The sequence below is a fragment of the Serinibacter arcticus genome, from assembly GCF_004786095.1.
Classification (GTDB): Bacteria; Actinomycetota; Actinomycetes; order Actinomycetales; family Beutenbergiaceae; genus Litorihabitans; species Litorihabitans arcticus.
Genome location: NZ_RHPJ01000001.1, coordinates 90,888 through 113,969, shown reverse-complemented (window position 1 = coordinate 113,969; position 23,082 = coordinate 90,888). Strand labels below are relative to the sequence as shown.

The window sequence follows — 23,082 nt, the reverse complement described above, 5'->3', positions numbered from 1 at the left end:
CTCGCCACCTCCGGCGGGCCGGAACAGGAGAGTGGCGTGGAGGTCTGGGAAGGACTGGGGCGCGTGCCTGCGGGCACGGGACCGAGCGTGGTCACGATCGGCAACTTCGACGGCGTTCACCGCGGTCACGCGCAGGTGCTGCGGCACGTCGTCGAGGAGGCGCGCGGCCGGGACGCGATCGCCGTCGCCATGACGTTCGACCCGCACCCCTCGAGCGTGCACCGGCCCGAGGCCGTGCCGGAGCAGCTCACCGGCCTGGGCGACAAGCTCGACCTCGTGGCGCAGGCCGGGGTCGACGCGGTGCTCGTGGTCGCCTACACGCCCGACTTCGCCTCGCAGGGGCCCGAGCAGTTCGTGCGGCGCTACCTCGTGGACACCCTGCGACCCGTGCTCGTCGTGGTGGGGCACGACGTCCGGTTCGGCGCCGGCAACACCGGTGACCGCACGACCATGACCGAGCTCGGCCGCCGCTACGGGTTCGACGTGGAGGTGCTCGCCGACGTCGCCTCCGACGCCGACCGGCGCTGGTCCTCCACGTGGGCGCGCGAGCTGCTCGCCGCAGGACGGATGGACGAGCTGGCCGAGGTGCTCGGGCGTCGGCACGCGATGCGCGGCGCCGTCGTGCACGGCGAGGCGCGCGGCCGCCTCCTGGGCTTCCCGACGGCGAACCTCGACCCCGCCTCCTCCGGCGCCGTCCCCGCCGACGGGATCTACGCGGGCTGGCTCGTGCGGGGCTCGGGCGCGGCGACGGGCGGCGGCGGGGAGCGGCTGCCCGCGGCGATCTCCGTCGGCACCAACCCGACGTTCGACGGCGTCACGCGTCAGGTCGAGGCCCACGTCATCGGTCGCACGGACCTCGACCTGTACGGCGAGGAGGTCGTGGTGGAGTTCGTGCGGCGGCTGCGCCCGACGTTGCGCTACGAGGGCGCAGAGGCGCTCGTGGCCCAGATGCACACCGACTGCGCGCAGGCGCTGGAGGTGCTGGGGGACCAGCGCCTGGTGTAGGGTGAAGACGCCGTCAGAACGGCCGCGGACCTCTCTGCCCGGGTGAACCAGCCCCGGTGCGCCGCGCAACGACACCACAGGAGAACCATGCCTCTCGATGCCGCCGTCAAGCAGCAGATCATCGCCGAGTACGCCACCACCGAGGGTGACACCGGTTCGCCCGAGGTCCAGATCGCGATGCTCACGCAGCGCATCAAGGACCTGACGGAGCACCTCAAGCTCCACAAGCACGACCACCACAGCCGCCGGGGCCTCATGCTCCTGGTCGGCCAGCGTCGCCGCCTCCTGGGCTACCTGCAGAAGGTCGACATCGAGCGCTACCGCTCGCTGATCGCCCGCCTCGGTCTGCGCCGCTAGCACACCGCGCTCCGGCCCGGACCCTCTCGGGTCCGGGCCGGTCGTGCATGCGCCACCAGCACCACCCGCTCGTCCCGTCACACCAGCACCACATCCACCCGCAAGCGTCGGCACCGCCGTCGGTCCTCGGTAGTGGCTCCCGTCTCCCGGCACTCGGCCGCGGAGCGAGGGCCTCGATCGAAGACGGGCGCCGGTCGGCGCGCGAACCACGAAGGAGGGCACCCGTGGAGGGTCCCGAGATCACGTTCGCCGAGGCAACGATCGACAACGGTCGCTTCGGCACCCGCACCATCCGCTTCGAGACCGGCCGTCTGGCCAAGCAGGCCGGCGGCGCCGTCCTGGCCACCCTGGACGAGGACACCGTCGTGCTCTCGACCACGACGGCCGGCAAGCACCCCCGCGAGGGCTTCGACTTCTTCCCCCTCACGGTGGACGTCGAGGAGCGGCAGTACGCCGCCGGCAAGATCCCCGGCTCGTTCTTCCGCCGCGAGGGCCGCCCCTCGACCGAGGCGATCCTCGCCTGCCGTCTCATCGACCGCCCGCTGCGCCCCCTGTTCGTCAAGGGTCTGCGCAACGAGGTCCAGGTCGTCGAGACCGTGCTCGCGATCCACCCGGACGACACCTACGACGTGCTGGCGATCAACGCCGCGTCGGCGTCCACCCAGATCTCCGGTCTGCCGTTCTCGGGTCCGGTCGGCGCCGTGCGCGTCTCCCTGATCGACGGCCAGTGGGTCGCGTTCCCGCGCTACAGCGAGTCGGCCAAGGCCGTCTTCGAGATGGTCGTCGCGGGCCGCGTCGTGGAGACCTCCGACGGCCCCGACGTCGCCATCGCGATGATCGAGGCCGAGGCCTCCGAGGCCGCGTGGGACCTCATCCACGGCCAGGGCCAGCAGGCTCCGACCGAGGACGTCGTGGCCGCCGGCCTCGAGGCCGCCAAGCCGTTCATCCGTGCGCTCGCCGAGGCGCAGCTCTCCCTGGCCGGCCAGGCCGCCAAGGAGATCCGCTCCTTCCCGCTGTTCCCCGACTACGAGACCGACGCGTTCGACGCGATGTCCTCGCAGGCCGGCGCGGACCTCGAGCAGGCCCTGCAGATCGCCGACAAGCAGACCCGCGAGTCGCGTCTCGACGAGGTTCGCGACGCCGCGATCGGCGCCCTCCAGGCCGGCTTCGACGGCCGCGAGAAGGAGCTGCACGCCGCGTACCGCGCCCTCACGAAGGCCGCGATCCGTCGTCGGATCCTCACGGACTCCTTCCGCATCGACGGCCGCGGCCTGCGCGACATCCGTCCGCTGTCGGCCGAGGTCGAGGTCCTGCCCCGCGTCCACGGTTCGGCCATCTTCGAGCGCGGCGAGACCCAGATCATGGGCGTCACCACGCTGAACATGCTGAAGATGGAGCAGCAGCTGGACACGCTGTCGCCCGTCACGCGCAAGCGCTACATGCACAACTACAACTTCCCGCCCTACTCCACGGGCGAGACGGGCCGCGTCGGCAGCCCCAAGCGTCGCGAGATCGGCCACGGGGCGCTCGCTGAGCGCGCCATCATGCCGGTCCTGCCGGCCCGTGAGGAGTTCCCCTACGCGATCCGTCAGGTGTCCGAGGCGCTCAGCTCCAACGGCTCCACCTCGATGGGCTCCGTCTGCGCCTCGACCCTCTCGCTGCTGAACGCGGGTGTGCCGCTGCGCGCCGCCGTCGCCGGCATCGCGATGGGTCTGGTCTCCGAGAGCATCGACGGCGAGACGCGCTACGCCGCGCTCACCGACATCCTCGGCGCCGAGGACGCGTTCGGCGACATGGACTTCAAGGTCGCCGGCACGCGTGAGTTCGTCACGGCCATCCAGCTCGACACGAAGCTCGACGGCATCCCCGCCTCGGTGCTCGCCGGCGCCCTCTCCCAGGCGAAGGAGGCTCGCCTCGCGATCCTCGACGTCATGGCTGAGGCCATCGACACGCCCGACGAGATGGCCCCGACCGCGCCCCGCGTGATCACGGTCCAGGTCCCCGTCGACAAGATCGGTGAGGTCATCGGCCCGAAGGGCAAGATGATCAACCAGATCCAGGCGGACACCGGCGCCGACATCTCCATCGAGGATGACGGCACCGTGTTCATCGGCGCGACGGACGGGCCGTCCGCCGAGGCCGCGCGGGCGGCGATCAACGCGATCGCGAACCCGCACATGCCCGAGGTCGGCGAGCGCTTCGTCGGCACCGTGGTGAAGACGACCACGTTCGGCGCGTTCATCTCGCTCTCGCCCGGCAAGGACGGTCTGCTGCACATCAGCCAGATCCGCCGCCTCGTCGGTGGCAAGCGCGTGGAGAACGTCGAGGACGTGCTGTCCATCGGCCAGAAGGTCCAGGTCGAGCTCGCCGAGATCGACCCGCGCGGCAAGCTCTCGCTGCACGCGGTCATCGAGGACGACGAGTCCGCCGAGGGCTCCGACGCCGCGGGCGACGAGGCCTGAGCATGCCCCGACCCCTGGATCTCGAAGGACCGGGCTCCGGGGTCGGCACGTTCGACCACGCGGTCGAGGGGGGAGGACGGCTGCAGCGCACCGTCCTCCCCGGCGGGATCCGGGTGCTGACCGAGGCCATGCCCGGTCAGCGCTCGGTCTCGGTCTCCGCGACGGTGGCCGTCGGCTCGCGTGACGAGCACGACGGCCACCACGGCTCGACCCACTTCCTGGAGCACCTGCTCTTCAAGGGGACGCCGCGGCGCGATGCGCTCGAGATCGCCGAGGCCTTCGACGAGGTCGGCGGTGAGGCGAACGCCGCCACCGGCAAGGAGAGCACCTCCTACTTCGCGCGCGTGCTCGACGCCGATCGTGCGATGGCCGTCGACGTCCTGCTCGACATGGTCACCTCGGCGACGCTGGAGCCGGAGGCGTTCGAGCTCGAGCGCGGGGTGATCCTCGAGGAGATCGCCATGACCGAGGACGATCCGGCCGACGTCGCCCACGAGACCTTCACGGGTGCCGTCTTCGGCCAGCACGCGCTGGGACGCCCCATCGGAGGGACGCCGGAGACGATCCGCTCGGTGCCGCGCGAGGCCGTGCTGGAGCACTACCGCCGGACCTACGGCCCCTCCGAGCTGGTCGTCACTGCCGCCGGTGGCGTCGACCACGACGAGCTCTGCGAGCTGGTGCTGGCCGGTGCCGCGCTGGGGGGCTGGGACCTCGCGCCCGACGCCCGACCCGTCGCACGCCGCACCGGCGAGACGATCCCGGAGGCGCCCGGCTCCGCCACCACCGTCAACCGGCCCACCGAGCAGGCCAACATCCTGCTCGGCGGCCGTGCGCTCCCCGCGGGCGACCCTCGACGGTTCGCCATGTCCGTGCTGAACGCGGTCCTCGGCGGCGGGATGTCCTCCCGCCTGTTCCAGGAGATCCGCGAGCGCCGCGGTCTGGCCTACTCCACCTACTCCTTCTCCTCGGGCTACACCGAGGCCGGTCTGTTCGGCCTCTACGCCGGGTGCACACCCGGCAAGGTGACCGAGGTCGTCGCGGTGATGGACGAGCAGTGGCGCGCCCTCGCGGACACGCCCGTCTCGGCCGACGAGCTGCGCCGCGCCGTCGGGCAGCTCTCGGGCTCGCTGGTGCTGGGGCTGGAGGACACCGGTTCGCGGATGGCGCGCCTGACGCGGTCGGAGATCTCGCTCGGCGAGCTCTGGACGCTCGAGGAGACCCTCGAGGCGCTGCGGGCCGTGACCGCCGCCGACGTGCAGGACCTCGCCGCCGACCTGCGCACGAGCCCCCGCTCGCTGGTCGTCGTCGGACCGTTCACGCACGACCTCGCCGGCGAGCTGCTGGCGCGAACCGCCTGAGACGGGACCCCCGATGACCGAGCCTGCTGTCCACCCCCGCCGCGCCGTCGTCACCGGGGGTGGCACGGGCCTCGGCGCGGCGATCGCCGAGCGGTTCGCCGCTGACGGCGACGACGTCGTGATCGTGGGGCGTCGCCCCGACGTGCTCGTCGCGACGGCGGAGCGGCTGAACGCGCGGCTCGGCCGCACCGCCGTGACCACGCACGCGTGCGACCTCGCCGAGGCGAGCCAGGTCGAGGACCTGGCCGCCGCCGTCGCCGAGGACGGTCCGGTGGACGTGCTGGTCGCGAACGCGGGCGGCGGCAGCACGCGCGCCGGCGCGGACCTCGCCGAGACCGCGCGCCTGACGACCGACCTGTTCACGCTCAACGTCCTCACCGCGGTGCTGACGATCGAGGCGTTCCGCCCCCACCTGCGCCGGCCCGGCGCGCGCGTCCTCACGATGAGCTCCATCGCCGGCGTGCGCGGCGGCGGTACCTACGGGGCCATGAAGGGCGCGATCTCCTCGCTCACGCTCGGCCTCGCGGCCGAGCTCGGACCCGAGGGGATCACCGTCAACGCGCTCGCTCCCGGTTTCGTGCCCGACACGGAGTTCTGGCAGGGACGGTTGAGCGAGAGCGCCGTCGACCAGCGTGTGCGCCCGACGCTGCTGGGTCGCGCCGGACTCCCGTCGGAGGTGGCCGACGCCGCCGCCTACCTCGCAGGCCCCGGCGCCGCCTGGACCACGGGTCAGATCCTCCAGGTCAACGGTGGCGCCTGCCTCGGCCGCGGCTGAGCGACGGCTCCGGGCACGTAGGGTTGAGCGGGTGAGCATCACTGTGGCCGTGCTCGGCGCGGCGGGTCGGATGGGCAGCACCACGACGGCGGCGGTGCGGGCCGCCGACGGGCTGGAGCTGGTCGCCGAGCTGGGGGAGGGCGACGACGTCGCGGCCCTCACCGGTGTGGCCGACGTCGCGATCGACTTCACCGTCCCCGAGGTCACCGAGGCCAACGTGCACGCGCTGCTCGACGCCGGGGTCCACGCCGTCGTGGGCACGACCGGCTGGGACGCGGCCGCGCTCGGACGGGTCAGGGCCCACGCGTCCACCCGCCCCGACGTCGGCGTGCTGATCGCCCCCAACTTCGCGCTGTCGGCCGTGCTCGCGATGCGGTTCGCGTCGGTCGCCGCCCGCTACTTCGCCTCCGCCGAGGTGGTGGAGATGCACCACCCCCGCAAGCTCGACGCCCCCTCGGGCACGGCCGTCCACACCGCGCACGGCATCGCCGCGGCGCGTGCCGAGGCGGGTCTGGGCGCCATGCCCGACGCCACGGCGACGTCGCTGCCGGGGGCCAGGGGCGCCGACGTCGACGGCGTCAACGTCCACTCCCTCCGGCTGGCGGGTCTCGTGGCGCACGAGCAGATCTTCCTGTCCAACCCCGGTGAGCTCCTCACCATCCGCACCGACTCCTTCGACCGGGTGAGCTTCATGCCCGGCGTGCTGCTCGCGGTGCGCGAGGTGGCTGCCCGTCCGGGCGTGCACGTCGGCCTCGATACCTACCTCGACCTGTGAGGCCCTCCCTCGCGCGCCGCTCGCTCTGGGCAGCGATCGCGCTGATCCTGCTGCTCGGGCTCTACGTCGTGGCCGTCGGGGAGCGGGGCGTGCTGCTGCTGCGCTCCGGCGAGGCCGTCGGCATCGCGCTCGGGGCCGCCGTGCTCGTGATCCCGGTCCTGACCGTGTGGTTCCTCGTGCGCGAGGTCGGCCAGGCGCGCGCCGTCGACCGCCTCACCGGTGTGCTGGCCGCCGAGGACGCGCTCGAGGTCGACGACCTGCCGCGCAGCCCCGGCGGGCGCATCGACCGGTCGGTCGCGGGGGAGCGGTTCGAGCCCGCGCGGGACGCGGTCGTGGCCGAGCCCGAGAGCTGGCGCGCCTGGTACCGGCTCGGGTGGGTCTACGACGCCGCGGGGGACCGCCGTCGTGCGCGCGAGGCGCTGCGCCGGGCCGTCCGGCTCGAGCGCGACGCGCGCCGCTGACGCTCGGCGCCCACCGACGGGCCCGGGCGTCAGTGCGGGTGCGGGTGGTCGTGCTGACCGGGACGGGGCGCGGCGGCCGGCTCGGGCTGGATGACGCCCGTGAGCAGGAACTCCTCGCGCTCGCCCCCCGGCACGTCCAGCACGCGGCGGACGCCGACCTCGGCGAGCCCGGCCGAGGTCAGGAAGCCGGTCCGGGAGGTGTCCTCGCGCAGGCTCCAGGCGCCCACGTGGTGGGCGCCGCGCTCGCGGGCGAGGTCGACGGCGGCGGCCAGCAGCCGGGAGCCGTGGCCCTGCCGGCGGTCCGCCGGTGCCACCTCGAGCGCGACCAGCTCGGTGGTCCAGCCGTCCGGAGCCGCCTCCTCGGGGGTCGCCGGGTCCGCGGGGTCCGGACCGCCGGCCGCGAGCGAGGCGGCGGAGGGCGCGGTGGCCACGAAACCCACGACGCGCGGGCCCGCCGCCGCCACGAGCACGCGCCCGCGCGGATCGGGCGGCGACGCGATCGCCGCGGTCCAGGACGCGGCGACGACCGTCGGGTCGATCGAGGAGACGGCCTCCTCGCCGAGCCGCTCGCGCCACGCGGCGAGCTGGAGAGCGGTGACGACCTCGGCATCGGCGGGGGTGGCCGGGCGCACGGAGACGTCGGCGACGAGGGGGGAGAGCATGCCCCCATCCTCGCGCACGGGGCTCGTCCGCCTGGACCGCACCGGGACCTCGCCGTGACCTGACCGTGACCTCGGAGGTATCGTGGGGCGGTCGTGCGCACCGGCGCACCCGCGCGTGGCGCGCGCCTGGCGCCCGTCCCCGCAACGAGTGCGTGTCGAGAAGGAGGTTTCGGGTGAGCCCTGCCACGTACCGACGTCGTCGTCGCGTGCTGGCCGTGGCGCTCTCGCTCGTCGCGGCCTCCGGCGTCTCGGCCGCCCACCTCGGCGAGCGCTCCGCGAGCGCCGAGCGCATCACCGCCGTGCGCGACTCCGCCGTGGTCACCGAGCAGGGCATGCGCGTGGCCGTGGACGCGGCGCGAAGCGAGCTCGAGCTCGAGGTCGGATCCGCGGCAGCCGTGCTGGCGGGCACGGATCTGGACACCCCCGCCGTCCCCGAGGGGAGGCGAGGACTCGCGAACGACGGCGTCGACCCCGCCGCCGTCGAGCAGCTCAGGGCCGCCGTGGCCGATGCCGAGTCCGCGCTCGCCGCACCCGTGGAGCTGACCAGCGTGCCCGCGGTCGTCGAGAGCGTGCTCGTGGACGTCCCCGTCACCACCACGCCCACGGTGACCGACGTGACCGACACCTCGGCCGCCGTCGCCGCCGCTGCGGACGCCGTCCGCGCCGCTCGCCTCGTCGCCGCCACGCAGGGCGTGCTGGACGCACTGGCCGCGGGCGAGCAGCGCCTGGCGTCGTGGGAGCCGATCGCGGCGGATCCGGCCGTGCTCACGGGTCTGCGCGACGCCGTCGCCGCCGGGGTCGCCGTGCGCGAGGGCGCCACCGTCGACGGCGAGGCCGCCGCTCCCGTGACCGACCTCGACGCCCTGCGCGCCGTGCAGACGGACCTCGAGACCGCCACCGCATCGCACGCCGAGGTCGTGACGCGCCCCGATGCCCCGACCACCGTCGGCGGCATCCCCGTCATCAGCAAGGCCGTCCCGCTGCCGCTCGGCTACGACCCGGGCATGCAGCCGGAGGTGTCCGCCGCGTTCGACCGGATGGCGGCCGCCGCCGCGGCCGAGGAGGGCCTGACGCTGTTCGTCGCGTCCGGGTACCGGTCGTACGACGACCAGGCCGCCACCTACGGTCGGTGGGCGGCCGAGCACGGGTCCACCTACGCCGACCGGTTCTCCTCCCGTGCGGGGTTCTCCGAGCACCAGAGCGGTCTCGCGCTCGACGTCAACGACCCCTCCCGGGCCTTCGACGGCACCCCGGAGGCGACCTGGGTCGCCGCGAACGCGGCGCGGTTCGGGTTCGTCGTGCGCTACCCGGAGGGCAAGGAGGCGATCACCGGCTACGTGTACGAGCCGTGGCACCTGCGGTTCCTCGGCGTCGAGCTGGCCACCGAGCTGACCGACGCCGGCCTCACCCTCGAGGAGCACCTCGGGCTCTCCGCCGACTACCTCGGCGGAGCCCCGTGACCGGCGCCGACATGGCGCTCCGGCCCAAGGTCCGGCACCCGGTCCGGGCGCTCGGGCGTCCTCCCTTCGACGGTAGGTTCCTCCCATGAGCACGCGCAACGCCCGCGCCCTGGCGGAGTTCGGCTCCGTCTCGGTCGCGATGGTGACCCCCATGCACCCCGACGGCAGCATCGACGTCGACGCCGCCTGCGCCCTGGCCACCAGGCTCGTGGACGACGGCGCCGACGGCCTCGTGCTGAACGGCACCACGGGGGAGTCCCCGACCACGCACCAGCCGGAGAAGGACGCGCTCGTGCGCGCCGTCGTCGACGCCGTGGGGCACCGCGCGCGCATCGTCGCGGGTGCCGGCTCGAACGACACGCAGCACGCGGTCCGCATCGCGCAGGGCGCCGAGCGCACGGGTGCGCACGGCGTGCTCGTGGTCTCGCCCTACTACAACCGTCCCTCGCAGGAGGGCGTCTACCGCCACATCCACCAGATCGTCGAGTCGGTCGACCTGCCCGTCATGCTCTACGACATCCCCGGCAGGACCGGCGTCGCGATCGGTGACGAGATCCTCGACCGGCTCGCGCAGCACGACCGCGTGCTCGCCGTGAAGGATGCGACCGGCGACGTGCCGGCCGGCTTCGAGCGGATGCGCCGCACCGGCCTCGCGTTCTACTCGGGTGACGACAACCTCAGCCTCGCCTGGCTCGCGCACGGCGCCGTCGGCGTCGTCAGCGTCGTCGGTCACGTGGTGGCGGGCGCCTACGCCGAGATGGTCGAGCGCATCGGCACGGGGGACCTGAGCCGAGCGCAGGACCTCGCGGTCGAGCTCGCTCCGGTGTGCGACGCGATCATGGGCGCCGGACAGGGCGCGGTGTACGCCAAGGCCGCGCTCGAGCTGCTCGGCGCCATCCCGCACCGCACGGTGCGGTCCCCCCTCGTCGAGGCCGACGAGTCCGAGCTCACCGACCTCGCCGAGCGGCTGCGCGCCCTCGGCATCCTCGCGGCCTAGCCCGCGACACCTGGCCCGCCGGCCAGCCCACGGAAGGAAAGTCATGTCCCACAGCCATCCCGAGCTGCCGCTCCCCGGTCCGCTGCCGACGGGCGCCCTGCGCGTCGTCGCGCTTGGTGGACTGGGTGAGGTCGGCCGCAACATGGCCGTCCTGGAGTACGACGGCCGTCTGCTGATCATCGACTGCGGCGTCCTCTTCCCCGAGGACCACCAGCCCGGCGTCGACCTGATCCTGCCCGACTTCTCCTCGATCGCCGACCGCCTCGACGACGTCGAGGCCGTCGTCCTCACGCACGGGCACGAGGACCACATCGGCGCGGTTCCCTACCTCCTGCGCCTGCGCCGCGACATCCCGCTGATCGGCTCGAAGCTCACGCTCGCCTTCATCAGCGCCAAGCTCAAGGAGCACCGCATCACGCCGGTGCTGCGCCAGGTCGCCGAGGGCGAGGAGGCCAGCATCGGCCCGTTCGACCTCGAGTTCATCGCCGTGAACCACTCCATCCCGGACGCGCTCGCCGTCGCCGTCACGACCGGTGCCGGCACCGTGCTGCACACGGGCGACTTCAAGATGGACCAGCTGCCGCTCGACGGCCGCATCACCGACCTGAACGCGTTCGCGCGCCTCGGCGACAGGGGCGTCGACCTCTTCATGCCGGACTCCACCAACGCCGAGGTGCCCGGTTTCACGACCGCCGAGGCCGAGATCGGTCCGGTGCTGGACCAGGTGTTCGCCGCGGCGACCGGTCGGCTCGTCGTGGCCAGCTTCGCCTCGCACGTCCACCGCGTGCAGCAGGTCATCGACGCCGCGTGGGCGAACGAGCGCAAGGTCGCCCTCGTGGGCCGATCGATGGTGCGGAACATGACGATCGCGGCCGAGCTCGGCTACCTCACCGTCCCCGACGGGGTCCTGGTCGACGTCAAGCGCATCGACGAGATGCCGGCCGACCGCGTCGTGCTCATGTGCACCGGTTCGCAGGGCGAGCCGATGGCCGCGCTGTCGCGCATCGCCAACCGCGACCACCGCGTCGAGGTCGGACCCGGCGACACCGTCGTGCTGGCCTCCTCGCTCATCCCCGGCAACGAGAACGCCGTCTTCCGCGTGATCAACGGCCTCATGCGTCTCGGGGCGAAGGTCGTGCACTCCGGCAACGCCAAGGTGCACGTCTCGGGCCACGCCAGCGCCGGCGAGCTCCTGTACTGCTACAACATCCTGCGGCCCAGGAACGTCATGCCCGTGCACGGCGAGATCCGCCACCTCGTGGCGAACGGCGCCCTCGCGGTCAAGACGGGGGTCGACCCGCAACGCGTCATCCTGGCGGAGGACGGCGTCGTCGTGGACCTCATCGACGGCAAGGCTCGCATCGTCGGTGCGGTGCCGTGCGGCTACGTCTACGTCGACGGCTCCAGCGTCGGCGAGATCGGCGAGACCGAGCTGAAGGACCGCCGCATCCTGGCGGAGGAGGGCTTCATCTCCGTCTTCGTCGTGGTCGACTCCACCACCGGTCAGGTCGTCGCCGGCCCGCAGGTCCAGGCCCGCGGGCTCGCCGAGCACGACGACGTCCTGGCGGACGTCGTCCCCCAGGTCACGCAGGCGCTGGCCGAGGCCTCCCGCGGCGGCAACGTCGACACGCACCAGCTGCAGCAGGTCGTGCGTCGCGTGGTCGGCCGCTGGGCCTCCACTCGCCTGCGCCGTCGCCCGATGATCATCCCGGTGGTCGTGGAGGCGTGATCCCGCGCTGATCCACCTGCTCGACCCGCTCGACCCGCAGGACCCCCGGCGGACCCCGCCACCGGCGGGGTCCGTCCGTGCGTCCGGCCCGGCCGGGCGGCCGGGTGTCGGTCCCGGGGCGGGTGAATGCGGCGTGGTTGAGTGGGCAGGTGGCGTGCGTCCAGCCGACGCCGCCGCACCGCACCAGGAGGAGAGTCACATGGCGAACAAGCCACCGTCCCCGGGGCGCACCGCCTCGGCGGCCCGCGCCGCCGGCACCTCGGCAGGCGCCGGACGGTCGGCCCGGACAGCGTCCACGTCGCGCGCCGCCGCGCCGTCGTCGACGAGGTCGCGCGCGGGGGAGACCCGGAAGCAGGCGCCGGGTCGCAGCGCCGCCACGACGTCGGGCAAGAACGGGGGCACGACGGCGCGCAAGCCCGCGGCCCGCACCGCTCCCGCCGCACCGCACCGCCCCGCGCTCCCGGTCCGGATGGTGCGCGGTGCCTGGCTCGGCATCGCCCACGTCGTCGGCGGGACCGCGCGCTCGGTGGGCACCGGCGCCAAGGGCATCGACCCGGCGCTGCGCCGCGACGGCCTCGCCCTCGCTCTCGTCGCGCTGGCGATCGCGGTCGCCGCCCGCGAGTGGTTCTCCCTCACCGGCTCCGGCTCCGACCTCGTGCACGTCGCTGCGGCGGGCGCTGTCGGACGCGTCGCCGTCGTCATCCCCGTGCTGCTCGTGGCCCTCGCCGTGCGCCTGATGCGTCGCCCCGACCTCGGTCCGGCCAACGGCCGCATCACCATCGGCCTCGCCATCATCACGTTCGCGTCCTGCGGTCTGTTTGCCGTCGCCGGCGGGGCCCCCGAGATCGGTCAGGGCTGGGAGGGGCTGCGCGGCGCGGGCGGCATCGTCGGCTGGCTCGCCGCCAACCCCATGACCGCCCTCCTGAGCGAGTTCGTCACCGTCCCCGTGCTCGCGATCCTCGCGTTCTTCGGCCTCCTCGTCCTCACGGCGACGCCGGTGCGTGCCATCCCGGAGCGCTTGACCGCGCTCGGTGACACCGTGACCGGCCGGTCCCGGGTCCGCGCCGACGGCGAGCACGCCGAGGACGGCGAGGACCGCGACGAGGACGACGTGACGCGCGCCCACGAGGACGAGGACGACGACCTCCCCGCCCAGGCGCTCGGCCGTGCCCGCGGGCGCCGGTCCCGCAAGCGGGCTGCCGAGGCCGAGGCCGACGCCGCTGCGGTCACCGCCGTGGGCGACCGCGTCGCCGACGAGGCCTTCGTGCGCCCCGACCTCCACGAGGAGCTCCCCGAGCCCGAGCCCGCGCGACCCGTGCGTCCGCAGCGACCGGGGCGGACCGCGCCGGCCGCCGTCGCAGCCGCCGCGGGGGTGGTCGACGACGTCGAGCTCGCCGAGCCGATCACCGAACCGCTGGAGCTGCAGGCGCCGCCGACGCAGGTGCTGCCGCCGCGCGCCGAGCAGCAGGCCCTCGACCCCTCGCTGAGCTACGTGCTGCCGCCCCCCGGCGCGCTTGTGGAGGGCGCCCCCCACAAGAAGCGCAGCGCCGCCAACGACCGCGTCGTCGAGGCGCTCACGGACGTCCTGACGCAGTTCGACGTCGACGCCGAGGTCACGGGCTTCACGCGTGGCCCGACCGTCACGCGCTACGAGGTCGAGCTCGGCTCCGGCACCAAGGTCGAGCGCGTCACGGCGCTGAGCAAGAACATCTCCTACGCCGTGGCCAGCGCCGACGTCCGCATCCTGTCCCCGATCCCCGGCAAGTCCGCGATCGGCATCGAGATCCCGAACGCCGACCGCGAGACCGTCGTCCTCGGCGACGTGCTGCGCTCCTCCGTCGCGCACCGCGACGAGCACCCGATGGTGATGGGCGTGGGCAAGGACGTCGAGGGCGGCTACGTCATCGCGAACCTCGCCAAGATGCCGCACCTCCTGGTCGCGGGCGCCACGGGAGCCGGAAAGTCGAGCTTCGTGAACTCGATGATCGTCTCGATCATGATGCGCGCCACCCCGGAGGAGGTGCGGATGATCCTCGTCGACCCCAAGCGGGTCGAGCTGACCATGTACGAGGGCATCCCGCACCTCATCACCCCGATCATCACCAATCCCAAGAAGGCCGCCGAGGCGCTGGACTGGGTGGTGCGGGAGATGGACGCGCGCTACGACGACCTCGCCAACTTCGGCTTCAAGCACATCGACGACTTCAACAAGGCCGTGCGCTCGGGTCGGGTCAAACCGCTCCCGGGCAGCGAGCGCGTCATCACGCCCTACCCCTACCTGCTGGTCGTGGTCGACGAGCTCGCCGACCTCATGATGGTCGCGCCGCGCGACGTCGAGGCCTCCATCCAGCGCATCACGCAGCTCGCGCGCGCCGCGGGCATCCACCTGGTGCTGGCGACGCAGCGACCCTCGGTCGACGTCGTCACGGGCCTCATCAAGGCCAACGTCCCGAGTCGGCTGGCGTTCGCGACGTCGTCGCTCGCCGACTCTCGCGTGGTGCTCGACCAGCCGGGCGCCGAGAAGCTCATCGGCCAGGGTGACGCGCTGTTCCTGCCGATGGGATCGGCCAAGCCGATGCGTGTGCAGGGCGCCTGGGTCACGGAGTCCGAGGTGAACGCCGTCGTCGAGCACGTCAAGAGCCAGGCGCAGGCCTCCTACCGCGAGGACGTGGCCGTCGTCGCGACCAAGAAGCAGGTCGACGAGGACATCGGCGACGACCTCGAGCTGCTGCTCCAGGCCGCCGAGCTCGTGGTCACCACGCAGTTCGGTTCGACGTCGATGCTGCAGCGCAAGCTGCGCGTCGGTTTCGCCAAGGCCGGACGGCTCATGGACCTGCTGGAGTCGCGCGAGATCGTCGGCCCCTCCGAGGGCTCCAAGGCCCGCGACGTCATGGTCACGCCCGAGGGCCTGCCCGACATGCTCGCGATGCTGCGCGGCGACGACGTGCCGTCGGGCGGGTCCGGCGGGTCGGTCGCCGCGGGCGGCGTGCCCGCCACCTCGTACGCCGCGGCGGCGCCCGTCGACCTCGTGGCCGACGACCTCGCCTCGCGGCCCCAGGTCTGGGCCGAGGACGACGACGAGGAGTCCGAGGACGCATGGAGCCTGACCGGTCGGTGAGGCGGCCCGGACGGGGGCGACACGGCCCGGGGTGGGCACCGAATCGTGGGTGGCCGTCGTCGCCCTCTAGTGTGGTGACGTGACAGGGACCGAGAGCGCCGCCTCGTGGCGTGCGGGGATGTGGAACCTCCCCAACGCGCTGACCATCGGTCGCCTGGTCCTCGTCCCCGTGTTCGTCCTGCTGCTGCTGGCGGAGTCGACGCCGACCCGGTGGTGGGCCCTGGCGGTGTTCGTGCTGGCCTCGGTCACCGATCAGCTGGACGGCCACCTGGCCCGCTCGCGCAACCTCGTGACGGCCTTCGGCACGCTCGCGGATCCCGTCGCCGACAAGGCGCTCATCCTGGGCGCGCTCGTGACCCTGTCGGTGCTGGGGGAGGTCCCGTGGTGGATCACGATCCTCGTCGCGGTGCGAGAGCTCGGGATCACCGCGCTGCGCGCGGTCCTGGTCCGGCGCTCGATCATGCCCGCATCGCTCGGCGGCAAGGTCAAGACGGTGCTGCAGATCGTCGCGATCGTGCTGCTGGTCGTGCCGTGGTCCGCGCTCGTCGACCCCGACCCGATGCGCGTCGTCGCGCTGGTCGCCCTCTACCTCGCCCTGGCCGTCACGCTCCTGACGGGCCTGGACTACGTGGTCAAGGGCTGGCGCATCTCGCGCTCGACCCGCCCGGCGGCGTGACCACCGCCGAGCGTCTGGTGGCGGCGCTCCGCGCGTCCGGGCGGCGCCTGGCCGTGGCCGAGTCGCTGACCGGTGGGGCGGTGAGCGCCGCCGTCGTCGCGGTTCCCGGAGCCTCGGCCGTGCTGCGCGGCTCGGTGACCGCCTACGACGCCGAGGTGAAGTCCGAGGTGCTGGGCGTAGCTCCGGAGGTGATCGCCGGGCACGGCGTGGTCTCGGCCCCCGTCGCGATCGCGATGGCGCGCGGGGCCGCGCGGCTGCTGCGCGCCGATGTCGCCGTGGCCACGACGGGTGTCGCCGGACCGGGGCCGAGCGACGGCGTCGCGGCAGGCCGGGTGGTGGTCGCCGCTGTCCGCGGTGACGTCGTCGCGGTGCGCAGCGTGCTGCTGGGAGGCGGCCGCGCGCTGGTCCGAGCAGCCGCCGTCGAGCTGGCGCTCGGCGTCGCGCTCGGCGTGGTCGACGAGGTCGTTCCCGTCGTCGCCGACGGGAACACGGCGCGCCTCTGACGCGTTGCACCCAGTGATGGACAAGAACATGAACGTGCAGGGTCGGCTGACGCCGGTCGCGCAGGTGGCTGCCCGCCGGGCGTCCACGCTGCGAACACCGTCACACCTCGGACGCACGCCTGTCACACGCCCGGGGTACCGTGGCCGTCTGGCCGGCGCAGCCTCACCGGGAGCTGCTCAGCTGGCCATCGTGGACACAGGTGCGAAGGAGGGACGGGCCATGGTTCTGCTTCGACGTGAGCTGGGCGACGTGCTTCGTGACGTCCGCCTCGCCCAGAGCAAGACGCTGCGTGAGGTCTCGGCCGCGGCCCGGGTCTCCCTCGGCTACCTCTCCGAGATCGAGCGGGGCCAGAAGGAGGCGTCCTCCGAGCTGCTGAGCTCGGTCTGCGACGCGCTGGACATCCCGCTGTGGGCGCTGCTGCGCGAGGTCAGCGACCGGATCGCCACCGCCGAGGGTGTGCGCATCCCCGACACGGTGCCCGACGAGCTCGAGGCCTCGGTCCGTCCGTTCGCGGCAGCCGTCTGACCTCGCAGGATCTGCCCGCAGGGGCGACGACCGGACTCCGGGAGTCGCCCCTGCGGCGTGTCCGGGGCTTCGCGCTGGTGGGGCGAGCTGCCGTGGCCACGGGCGGTCGTGCGTCAGCGCAGCTGGCAGCGCGGGCAGTAGTAGGCGATCCGGTCGTAGGGGGCCTCGCCCACCCGCCCGTCGCGGATCGGCGTCGTGCAGCGGACGCACGGTTCGCCTGACCGGCCGTAGGTCACCATGGCGATCGAGCCCCGCGTGTTCGGTCCGGTGGGGGCGTCGGCCGAGCCGAGCATGAGGCGTCGCGCGGTGGCGGACATGGCGGCCGGGTCGGGCACCTCGGCGGCGGCCCGCCACGGCGAGACCTTGTGCCGGAAGAGCGTCTCGGCCATGTAGATGGTCCCGAGCCCGGCCAGGACCCCCTGGTCGAGCAGCACCGCGCCGATCTCGCGCGCACCCTGGGCGTGGATCGCCTCACCGATCGCCGCCTCGACGTCGGCGTCGTAGGTGTCGCCCAGCACGTCCGGCCCCAGCGGGGCCAGCAGGCGGGACTCGTCGTGCGTGCGCAGCAGGTGCATCATCCCGAGCTGGTGACCGGTGCAGGTCCACGTCGCGGTCGCGAGCAGGGCCCGGACGTCCGAACCTGCCGCGGCCGGGTCGTAGGTCCGCGGACCACGCCCGTAGCGCGACCTCTCGCGCCGGTCGCGGGGCCGTCCGCCCGTGGAGCGCCGCGCGCCGACGTCGGCCCCGGCGCGGTCGTCGCTCTCGGCGGGCGTGGCCGCCACGCGCCACGTGCCGTCCATCCGGAGGTGGGTGTGCAGGGTCCGGCCGTCGGAGAACCGGGTGAGGAGGTTCTTGCCGTAGGAGGCCGTTCCCAGGCTGCGCAGCCCGGTGAGGTCGTGACCGGCCAGCGTGGGCCAGCGCAGCTCGGACCGGACCAGCTCGCCGTCGGCCAGGGCCAGGGTGAGGCGACGGGCGGTCCGGAGCACCACGTCACCCTCAGGCACGTGGCGACCTCCCCGCCGCGCGGACGTTCGACCCCCGGGCCGCGGCCGCGGGCGCCCGCAGCTTCAGGCCCCGCGGGGTGGCGATGAAACCGGCCTCCCGCAGGGCGAGCGCCGCCGGCGCCTGGGACGTCAGCGAGCCCTCGCCGTCGACCTTGCGCACCGTCAGACCGCTGTAGCGGTCGGGGGCCTGGTCCACGAGCGCGTGGGCCGCGAGCGCAAGGTCCTCGCCGTCGTCGGTCATCGCCAGCACACTGCCGCCCCCGCGCTCGACGAACAGCACCAGACGACCGTCCACGAGCACGACGTCGGCCCCGGCCACCCGGCGCGGGCGAGCCCCGGTACCCGTGGAGGCCGCGGGGTCGACGACCTCGGGCGTGCGGCGCTCCCGGGTGTCCGACGCCGAGGCCGCGCCGTCCGTGCCGGTGTCGTGGTCGTCGGCCGCGAGGTCCGACCCCGTCGTGGCGCCCGGTCCGGGCGCGGCACCGTCGGATCGGCCGAACCGTGGCCACGGGACCAGGGAGCCGTAGGGGTTGGCGGGGTCGGCCGCCGCCATCACGAGGGCTCCCGGTCGCAGGCCGGCGTCGGCCCGCAGCCGATCGACGCACTCCGGCAGCGCGAACTGGGCCGCGCCCTGACCCTCCACGAGGTAGCCGCGACGGATGCGGCCGGAGTCCTCCAGGCGCGAGAGGACGGGGTAGAGCGCGCCGAAGCCGCCGGGGACGCCCTCGGCCTGCGCGATGCCTCGCAGGACGACCCCGTGGCGCTCGAGCAGGCTCGCCGCCCTGGCCGTCATCCGCAGGGTGGGTTCGGTGCTGCGCTCACCGACGAGGCTCCAGCGCCCGGCCATCGTCGGCGGTGTCGCGATCCGCGGGGGGACACGGCTGCCGGTCCGGGCGCCGCTGCTGGCGAGCATCGACTCCTTCATCAGCGACTGCCGACTCATGCGGCGCGCCCGCGTCGCGGAGGTGCCGGACGTGCCGTTGCGCGGTGAGCGCGACCCACCACCCGACGTGGCGGTCCGGGCACGCACCGGGGCGAACGTGTCGTTGGTGACGTGTCCGGCCCACACCGCCTCCCAGACGGCGTCCTCGACGTCGCTGGACGACGGAGCCGTCGCCCCGGCCGCCGCGGCCGCCTCGGTCACGGCCGAGACGATGTCCCGGAAGAACAGACCACCCCGCTCGAGCGCGTCCACCACGGCGGCGGCCGTCGGACCGGGCAGCGACTCGGGCACGGGGGCGAGCAGGGGCACCGCGTCGGCGGGGACGAGCACGACCTTGCCGGTGCCCGCTCCGACCCAGACCACCTCGCCCGCGCTGGTCAGCTCGTCGAGCAGACCGGGGGAGTACGACCGCACCCGCGAGGGCAGGATGCTCGTCTCGACGTCGGCGACGTCGAGCTCGGCGCCCGCCAGCTGGTCCACGGCCGAGAGCAGGCCGTCGAGCCCGTAGAGCTGGCCGAGCTGGTGCCAGCGCGGCAGGTAGATGCCGAGCACGTGTGCCGGAACGGCCTCGACGTCGGCGCGGGCGGCGGCCAGCGACCGGCGCCGGATCCGGCGCAGCACCTCGGCGTCGCAGTACTCCCGCTCGCCGGTGAGGGCGACGGCCGGCGAGGACGCCGCTCCCGTCGCATCCGAGGCGGGTGAGCCGTCCGTCCCCCCGGGCCGCGCACCGGGCGGCCGGAGGCGGCCGGCGACGACGGCGCCGGACGCCTCGAGCAGCCCCAGGGTCGGCGTCAGCGTGCCGGGGGCGAGCCCGAACCGGCGCGCCAGGTCGGACACGGTGAACGGCCCGTGTGTGCGGGCGTGGCGGCGGACGAGGTCGCTCAGCGGGTCCGGGACCGGCGCCAGCAGCGCCTCGGGCAGCCCGACGGGCAGCGCGGTGCCGAGCGCGTCGCGCAGCCGGCCCGCGTCCTCCACCACGGCCCACTGCTCCACACCCGCCACCCTGACCGCCATGACGCGGCGCTGGTCGGCGAGGTCGCGCAGCCAGGCCTCCGCCCGAGCGGTGCTCGACGCGACCGATGCCTCGGCCGCGGCGCTGGTGGTCGCGGCGGAGTCGGCCGTGGCGGAGCTGGTCGTGTCCGTGTCGCTGCTGGTCGCCCCGGATGTCTCGGTCACGTCCCCGGCGGCCGCCGCCACCGCGGCGTCGTCGGGGAGGCAGCGAACGGCGACCTCCGCCGTCGGGATCGGGCCGAGGCGGCGCACGACGTCGAGCACGGCCTCGGCGTCGCGCGCCCGCACCTGCTCGGTGCGCAGACCGACCTCGGCCTCCACCCGCAGGACCGCCTCGGGATCCAGCAGGTCGGCGAGGTCACCGGCCCCCTGCCCGAGGAGCTCCGTGAGCAGCTCCGGGTCCAGTGCCAGCGCGGCGGCGCGGCGCTCGGCGAGGGGGGCGTCGCCGTCGTAGAGGAACTGCCCGACGTAGGCGAACATCAGCGAACGCGCGAACGGGGACGGCGAGGACGTCGTCACCTCGTGGATGCGGACCTCGCGGCGACCGATGCGCCGCATCAGCTCCTCGAGCGCGGAGGTGTCGAAGTCGTCCTGCAGGCTCTCGCGCACCGCCTCCAGCACGACCGGGAAGTCGGGGTAGCGAGCCGCGACGGCGAGCAGCTGGCTGGCGCGCTGGCGCTGCTGCCACAGCGGCTGGCGGCCGTCGGGGCGGCGCCGCGGCAGCAGCAGCGACCGCGCGGCAGCCTCGCGGAACCGGGCGGCGAAGTGCGCGGAGCCGGCGAGCGCGTCGATGACCGCCCGCTGGATCTCGTCGGGCTCGAGCAGCAGGTCCGCGAGACCGACCGTCGTGCTGCCGCCCGAGGCCGGGGCCTCGTCGGGGGCGGGGAGGAGCCAGTCCTCGAGCGGGTCGTCGACGTCGGGCAGGCGCAGCACGATGCCGTCGTCGGAGTGCATCGCGGCCACGTCCATCCCGAGCTGCTCCCGCAGCCGACCGACGAGGGCCAGGGCCCAGGGTGCGTGCACGCGCGAGCCGTAGGGTGAGTGGATCACGAGGCGCCAGTCGCCCAGCTCGTCCCGGAAGCGCTCCACCACGATCGAGGTGTCGCTCGGGAGCTGGCCGACGGCCTCGAGCTGCTCGCCGAGGTAGCCCACGAGGTTGTCGCGCGTCCAGTCCGTGACGTCCCAGCTCGCCACGGTCGCGGCGAGGTCGCCGGACTCCTGGGCGGAGCGCATCATCGCGCCGAGCGCCATCCCCAGCTCGGCCGGGCGGCCGGGCTGATCGCCCTTCCAGAACGGCAGGCGCCCGGGGACGCCCGGTGCCGGTGTGACCAGCACCCTGTCGGGCGTGATGTCCTCGATGCGCCAGGTGCTCGACCCCAGCGTGAACGTGTCGCCGACGCGCGACTCGAAGACCATCTCCTCGTCCAGCTCGCCGACGCGCCGGCCGCCCCGCGCCGCGACGTCGTCGGCCCCGGTGGCGAGGTAGACGCCGTAGAGCCCGCGGTCGGGGATCGTGCCGCCCGAGGTGGCGGCCAGGCGCAGGGCACCCGGTCGGGCGCTGAGGGTGTTCTCGATGCGGTCCCACACGATGCGGGGCCGCAGCTGCGCGAAGTCCTCGCTCGGGTAGCGCCCGGCGAGCATGTCCAGCACGGCGTGCAGGCTGCCGTCGCCCAGCGTGGCGTACGGCGCCGATCGACGCAGCAGCCGCGCCAGGTCCGCCACCGGCCAGTCCTTGACCGCCAGCATCGCCACGACCTGCTGCGCCAGGACGTCCAGCGGGTTGCTGAGGCCGCGGACGTCCTCGATGCCGCCGACGCGGGCCTGCACGGTGGCCGCCACCGCGGGCATGAGGTCGCCCCGGTGGATCGGCACCACGATGCCGTGCGACACGGCGCCCACCTGGTGTCCTGCCCGACCGATCCGCTGCAGCGCGCTCGCCACCGACGGCGGCGAGCCGATCTGCACCACGACGTCGATCGAACCCATGTCGATGCCGAGCTCGAGCGAGGACGTCGCGACGACGGCCGGCAGCCGACCGCTCTTGAGGTCGTCCTCGATCGCGGTCCTGGCCTCGCGGCTCATCGACCCGTGGTGGGCGCGAGCGATCACCCCGGCGGTCGGGAGTGCGGTGCCGGACTGGCCGGGCATCTCGGCCGCCCAGGCGGATCCGGCGTCGGACTCGGCGGCGTGGTCGTCGTCGCGGCCGAGGTCGTGGTCGAGGTCGGCGTCCTCGTCGGGGGCGTGGCGGCGCTCCCACTCCTCGTTCAGCCGCGCGGTGAGGCGTTCGGCGCCGCGGCGCGAGTTGGTGAAGACCAGGGTGGTGCGGTGCTCGCTGATGACGTCGACCACGCGCCGCGTCACGGCCGGCCACACCGAGGCGGTCCGGCCCCGGGACGGAAGGCCCGGCGTCGGGAGCGCTCCGGCCGCCGCACCGGAGAGGTCGGGGCCGCTCACGGGGGCGTCGTCGATCTCCTCCTCGAGGTCCGTGAGGTCGGGCACCGGCACGTCGACGTCGATCAGGAGCTGCTTGGTCGACGGCGGTTGGACGAGCCGCACGGCGCGGCCACCGTCCTCCGGGGTGCGCATCCCGGCCAGGAAGGTCGCCACGCCGGCGACCGGACGGACGGTGGCGGACAGGCCGATGCGCTGCGCCGGGGTGGCGAGCATGTCGTCGAGCCGCTCGAGGCTGACGGCGAGGTGGGCGCCGCGCTTGCTCCCCGCCAGCACGTGCACCTCGTCCAGGATCACCGTCGTGATGCCCGTGAGCCCCTCGCGCGCGGCCGAGGTCAGCACCAGGAAGAGCGACTCCGGCGTCGTGATGAGGATGTCCGGCGGACGGGTCGCGAGCGTGCGGCGCTCGTTGGCGGGCGTGTCACCCGTGCGGACACCGACGCGCACGTCGGGCGGTTCCTGGCCGAGCGTCCGCGTGGTCCGCGCGATGCCCACCAGGGGCGAGCGGAGGTTGCGCTCGACGTCGGCCGCCAGGGCCTTGAGCGGGGAGACGTACAGGATGCGGCAGCGCTCCTGCGGTGGTGGCACCGGGGCGGTGAGCAGCTGGTCGACCGCCCACAGGAAGGCGGCGAGGGTCTTGCCGGACCCCGTGGGGGCGACGACGAGGGCGTGCTGCCCGTCGGCGACGGCGTCCCACGCGCCGACCTGGGCGGCGGTGGGAGCCTCGAACGACTCGGTGAACCACGTCGCCGTGGCGGCGCTGAAGCGCTCGAGGCCGCGCGGCGTGCTGGTCATGCCCCCATCATGCT

Annotated in this window: 17 protein-coding genes; 14 read left to right on the top strand and 3 right to left on the bottom strand. The window is 74.1% G+C overall.

The features are described from left to right. The first annotated feature begins 36 nt into the window (after window positions 1–36). From SERN_RS00530 to SERN_RS00500, 7 genes are all read left to right on the top strand, one after another. Window positions 37–1,005 carry a bifunctional riboflavin kinase/FAD synthetase gene (locus SERN_RS00530; protein ID WP_135848202.1) on the top strand — a complete coding sequence of 323 codons (969 nt, stop codon included), beginning with the start codon at window positions 37–39 and terminating at the stop codon, window positions 1,003–1,005. Window positions 1,006–1,092: 87 nt separating this feature from the next. Next, window positions 1,093–1,362 (top strand): 30S ribosomal protein S15, encoded by a 270-nt coding sequence (gene rpsO, locus SERN_RS00525; RefSeq protein ID WP_135848201.1) that lies wholly within the window; start codon window positions 1,093–1,095, stop codon window positions 1,360–1,362. 224 nt (window positions 1,363–1,586) lie between these two features. After that, window positions 1,587–3,824, top strand: a complete 2,238-nt coding sequence (locus SERN_RS00520; RefSeq protein ID WP_135848200.1) for a polyribonucleotide nucleotidyltransferase — start codon at window positions 1,587–1,589, stop codon at window positions 3,822–3,824. A gap of 2 nt (window positions 3,825–3,826) precedes the next feature. Further along, complete coding sequence (locus SERN_RS00515) at window positions 3,827–5,182, top strand: M16 family metallopeptidase (RefSeq protein ID WP_135848199.1); 1,356 nt, start codon at window positions 3,827–3,829, stop codon at window positions 5,180–5,182. A gap of 13 nt (window positions 5,183–5,195) precedes the next feature. Continuing rightward, window positions 5,196–5,957 (top strand): SDR family NAD(P)-dependent oxidoreductase, encoded by a 762-nt coding sequence (locus SERN_RS00510; protein ID WP_135848198.1) that lies wholly within the window; start codon window positions 5,196–5,198, stop codon window positions 5,955–5,957. A gap of 31 nt (window positions 5,958–5,988) precedes the next feature. Next, window positions 5,989–6,732, top strand: a complete 744-nt coding sequence (dapB, locus tag SERN_RS00505; RefSeq protein ID WP_135848197.1) for a 4-hydroxy-tetrahydrodipicolinate reductase — start codon at window positions 5,989–5,991, stop codon at window positions 6,730–6,732. Continuing rightward, window positions 6,729–7,193, top strand: coding sequence for a tetratricopeptide repeat protein (locus SERN_RS00500; protein WP_135848196.1), 465 nt, complete (start codon window positions 6,729–6,731; stop codon window positions 7,191–7,193). Before dapB ends, SERN_RS00500 begins: the two co-directional genes overlap by 4 nt. A gap of 29 nt (window positions 7,194–7,222) precedes the next feature. Here SERN_RS00500 and SERN_RS00495 read toward each other — a convergent pair whose 3' ends face one another. Further along, window positions 7,223–7,855 (bottom strand): GNAT family N-acetyltransferase, encoded by a 633-nt coding sequence (locus SERN_RS00495; protein ID WP_135848195.1) that lies wholly within the window; start codon window positions 7,853–7,855, stop codon window positions 7,223–7,225. Between the two features lie 173 nt (window positions 7,856–8,028). Here SERN_RS00495 and SERN_RS15635 point away from each other — a divergent pair, with 173 nt between their 5' ends. The 7 genes from SERN_RS15635 (at window position 8,029) to SERN_RS00460 (ending at window position 16,864) form a co-directional block, all read left to right on the top strand. Then, window positions 8,029–9,315, top strand: coding sequence for a M15 family metallopeptidase (locus tag SERN_RS15635; protein ID WP_135848194.1), 1,287 nt, complete (start codon window positions 8,029–8,031; stop codon window positions 9,313–9,315). Window positions 9,316–9,400: 85 nt separating this feature from the next. Next, window positions 9,401–10,312 (top strand): 4-hydroxy-tetrahydrodipicolinate synthase, encoded by a 912-nt coding sequence (gene dapA, locus SERN_RS00485; RefSeq protein ID WP_135848193.1) that lies wholly within the window; start codon window positions 9,401–9,403, stop codon window positions 10,310–10,312. Window positions 10,313–10,355: 43 nt separating this feature from the next. Further along, entirely contained in the window at window positions 10,356–12,041 is a 1,686-nt protein-coding gene (locus tag SERN_RS00480) for a ribonuclease J (RefSeq protein WP_135848192.1), read from the top strand. A 469-nt stretch (window positions 12,042–12,510) separates the two neighbouring features. Beyond that, a complete protein-coding gene (locus SERN_RS00475; protein ID WP_233251462.1) occupies window positions 12,511–15,159 on the top strand; it encodes an FtsK/SpoIIIE family DNA translocase in 2,649 nt (882 codons plus the stop codon). A gap of 79 nt (window positions 15,160–15,238) precedes the next feature. Continuing rightward, window positions 15,239–15,835, top strand: coding sequence for a CDP-diacylglycerol--glycerol-3-phosphate 3-phosphatidyltransferase (pgsA, locus tag SERN_RS00470; RefSeq protein WP_233251370.1), 597 nt, complete (start codon window positions 15,239–15,241; stop codon window positions 15,833–15,835). Then, window positions 15,832–16,338, top strand: coding sequence for a CinA family protein (locus tag SERN_RS00465; RefSeq protein ID WP_135848190.1), 507 nt, complete (start codon window positions 15,832–15,834; stop codon window positions 16,336–16,338). The genes pgsA and SERN_RS00465 overlap by 4 nt, the downstream gene beginning before the upstream one ends. 220 nt (window positions 16,339–16,558) lie before the next feature. Next, a complete protein-coding gene (locus tag SERN_RS00460) occupies window positions 16,559–16,864 on the top strand; it encodes a helix-turn-helix domain-containing protein (protein ID WP_135848189.1) in 306 nt (101 codons plus the stop codon). A 113-nt stretch (window positions 16,865–16,977) separates the two neighbouring features. Here the strand turns inward: SERN_RS00460 and SERN_RS00455 are convergent, their stop codons facing one another. Together SERN_RS00455 and SERN_RS00450 are read right to left on the bottom strand one after the other, a co-directional pair. After that, complete coding sequence (locus SERN_RS00455) at window positions 16,978–17,868, bottom strand: DNA-formamidopyrimidine glycosylase family protein (protein ID WP_135848188.1); 891 nt, start codon at window positions 17,866–17,868, stop codon at window positions 16,978–16,980. Beyond that, window positions 17,861–23,068 carry an Lhr family helicase gene (locus SERN_RS00450; RefSeq protein ID WP_135848187.1) on the bottom strand — a complete coding sequence of 1,736 codons (5,208 nt, stop codon included), beginning with the start codon at window positions 23,066–23,068 and terminating at the stop codon, window positions 17,861–17,863. The genes SERN_RS00455 and SERN_RS00450 overlap by 8 nt, the downstream gene beginning before the upstream one ends. Window positions 23,069–23,082 lie beyond the last annotated feature (14 nt).

What these genes read in the sequence shown, in the direction of transcription:
- rpsO (WP_135848201.1), top strand. Translation starts at nt 1,093, where the DNA reads ATGCCTCTCGATGCCGCCGTCAAGCAGCAGATCATCGCCGAGTACGCC.
- SERN_RS00515 (WP_135848199.1), top strand. Translation starts at nt 3,827, where the DNA reads ATGCCCCGACCCCTGGATCTCGAAGGACCGGGCTCCGGGGTCGGCACG.
- SERN_RS00510 (WP_135848198.1), top strand. Translation starts at nt 5,196, where the DNA reads ATGACCGAGCCTGCTGTCCACCCCCGCCGCGCCGTCGTCACCGGGGGT.
- SERN_RS00495 (WP_135848195.1), bottom strand. Translation starts at nt 7,855, where the DNA reads ATGCTCTCCCCCCTCGTCGCCGACGTCTCCGTGCGCCCGGCCACCCCC.
- dapA (WP_135848193.1), top strand. Translation starts at nt 9,401, where the DNA reads ATGAGCACGCGCAACGCCCGCGCCCTGGCGGAGTTCGGCTCCGTCTCG.
- SERN_RS00480 (WP_135848192.1), top strand. Translation starts at nt 10,356, where the DNA reads ATGTCCCACAGCCATCCCGAGCTGCCGCTCCCCGGTCCGCTGCCGACG.
- SERN_RS00475 (WP_233251462.1), top strand. Translation starts at nt 12,511, where the DNA reads ATGGTGCGCGGTGCCTGGCTCGGCATCGCCCACGTCGTCGGCGGGACC.
- SERN_RS00460 (WP_135848189.1), top strand. Translation starts at nt 16,559, where the DNA reads ATGGTTCTGCTTCGACGTGAGCTGGGCGACGTGCTTCGTGACGTCCGC.
- SERN_RS00450 (WP_135848187.1), bottom strand. Translation starts at nt 23,068, where the DNA reads ATGACCAGCACGCCGCGCGGCCTCGAGCGCTTCAGCGCCGCCACGGCG.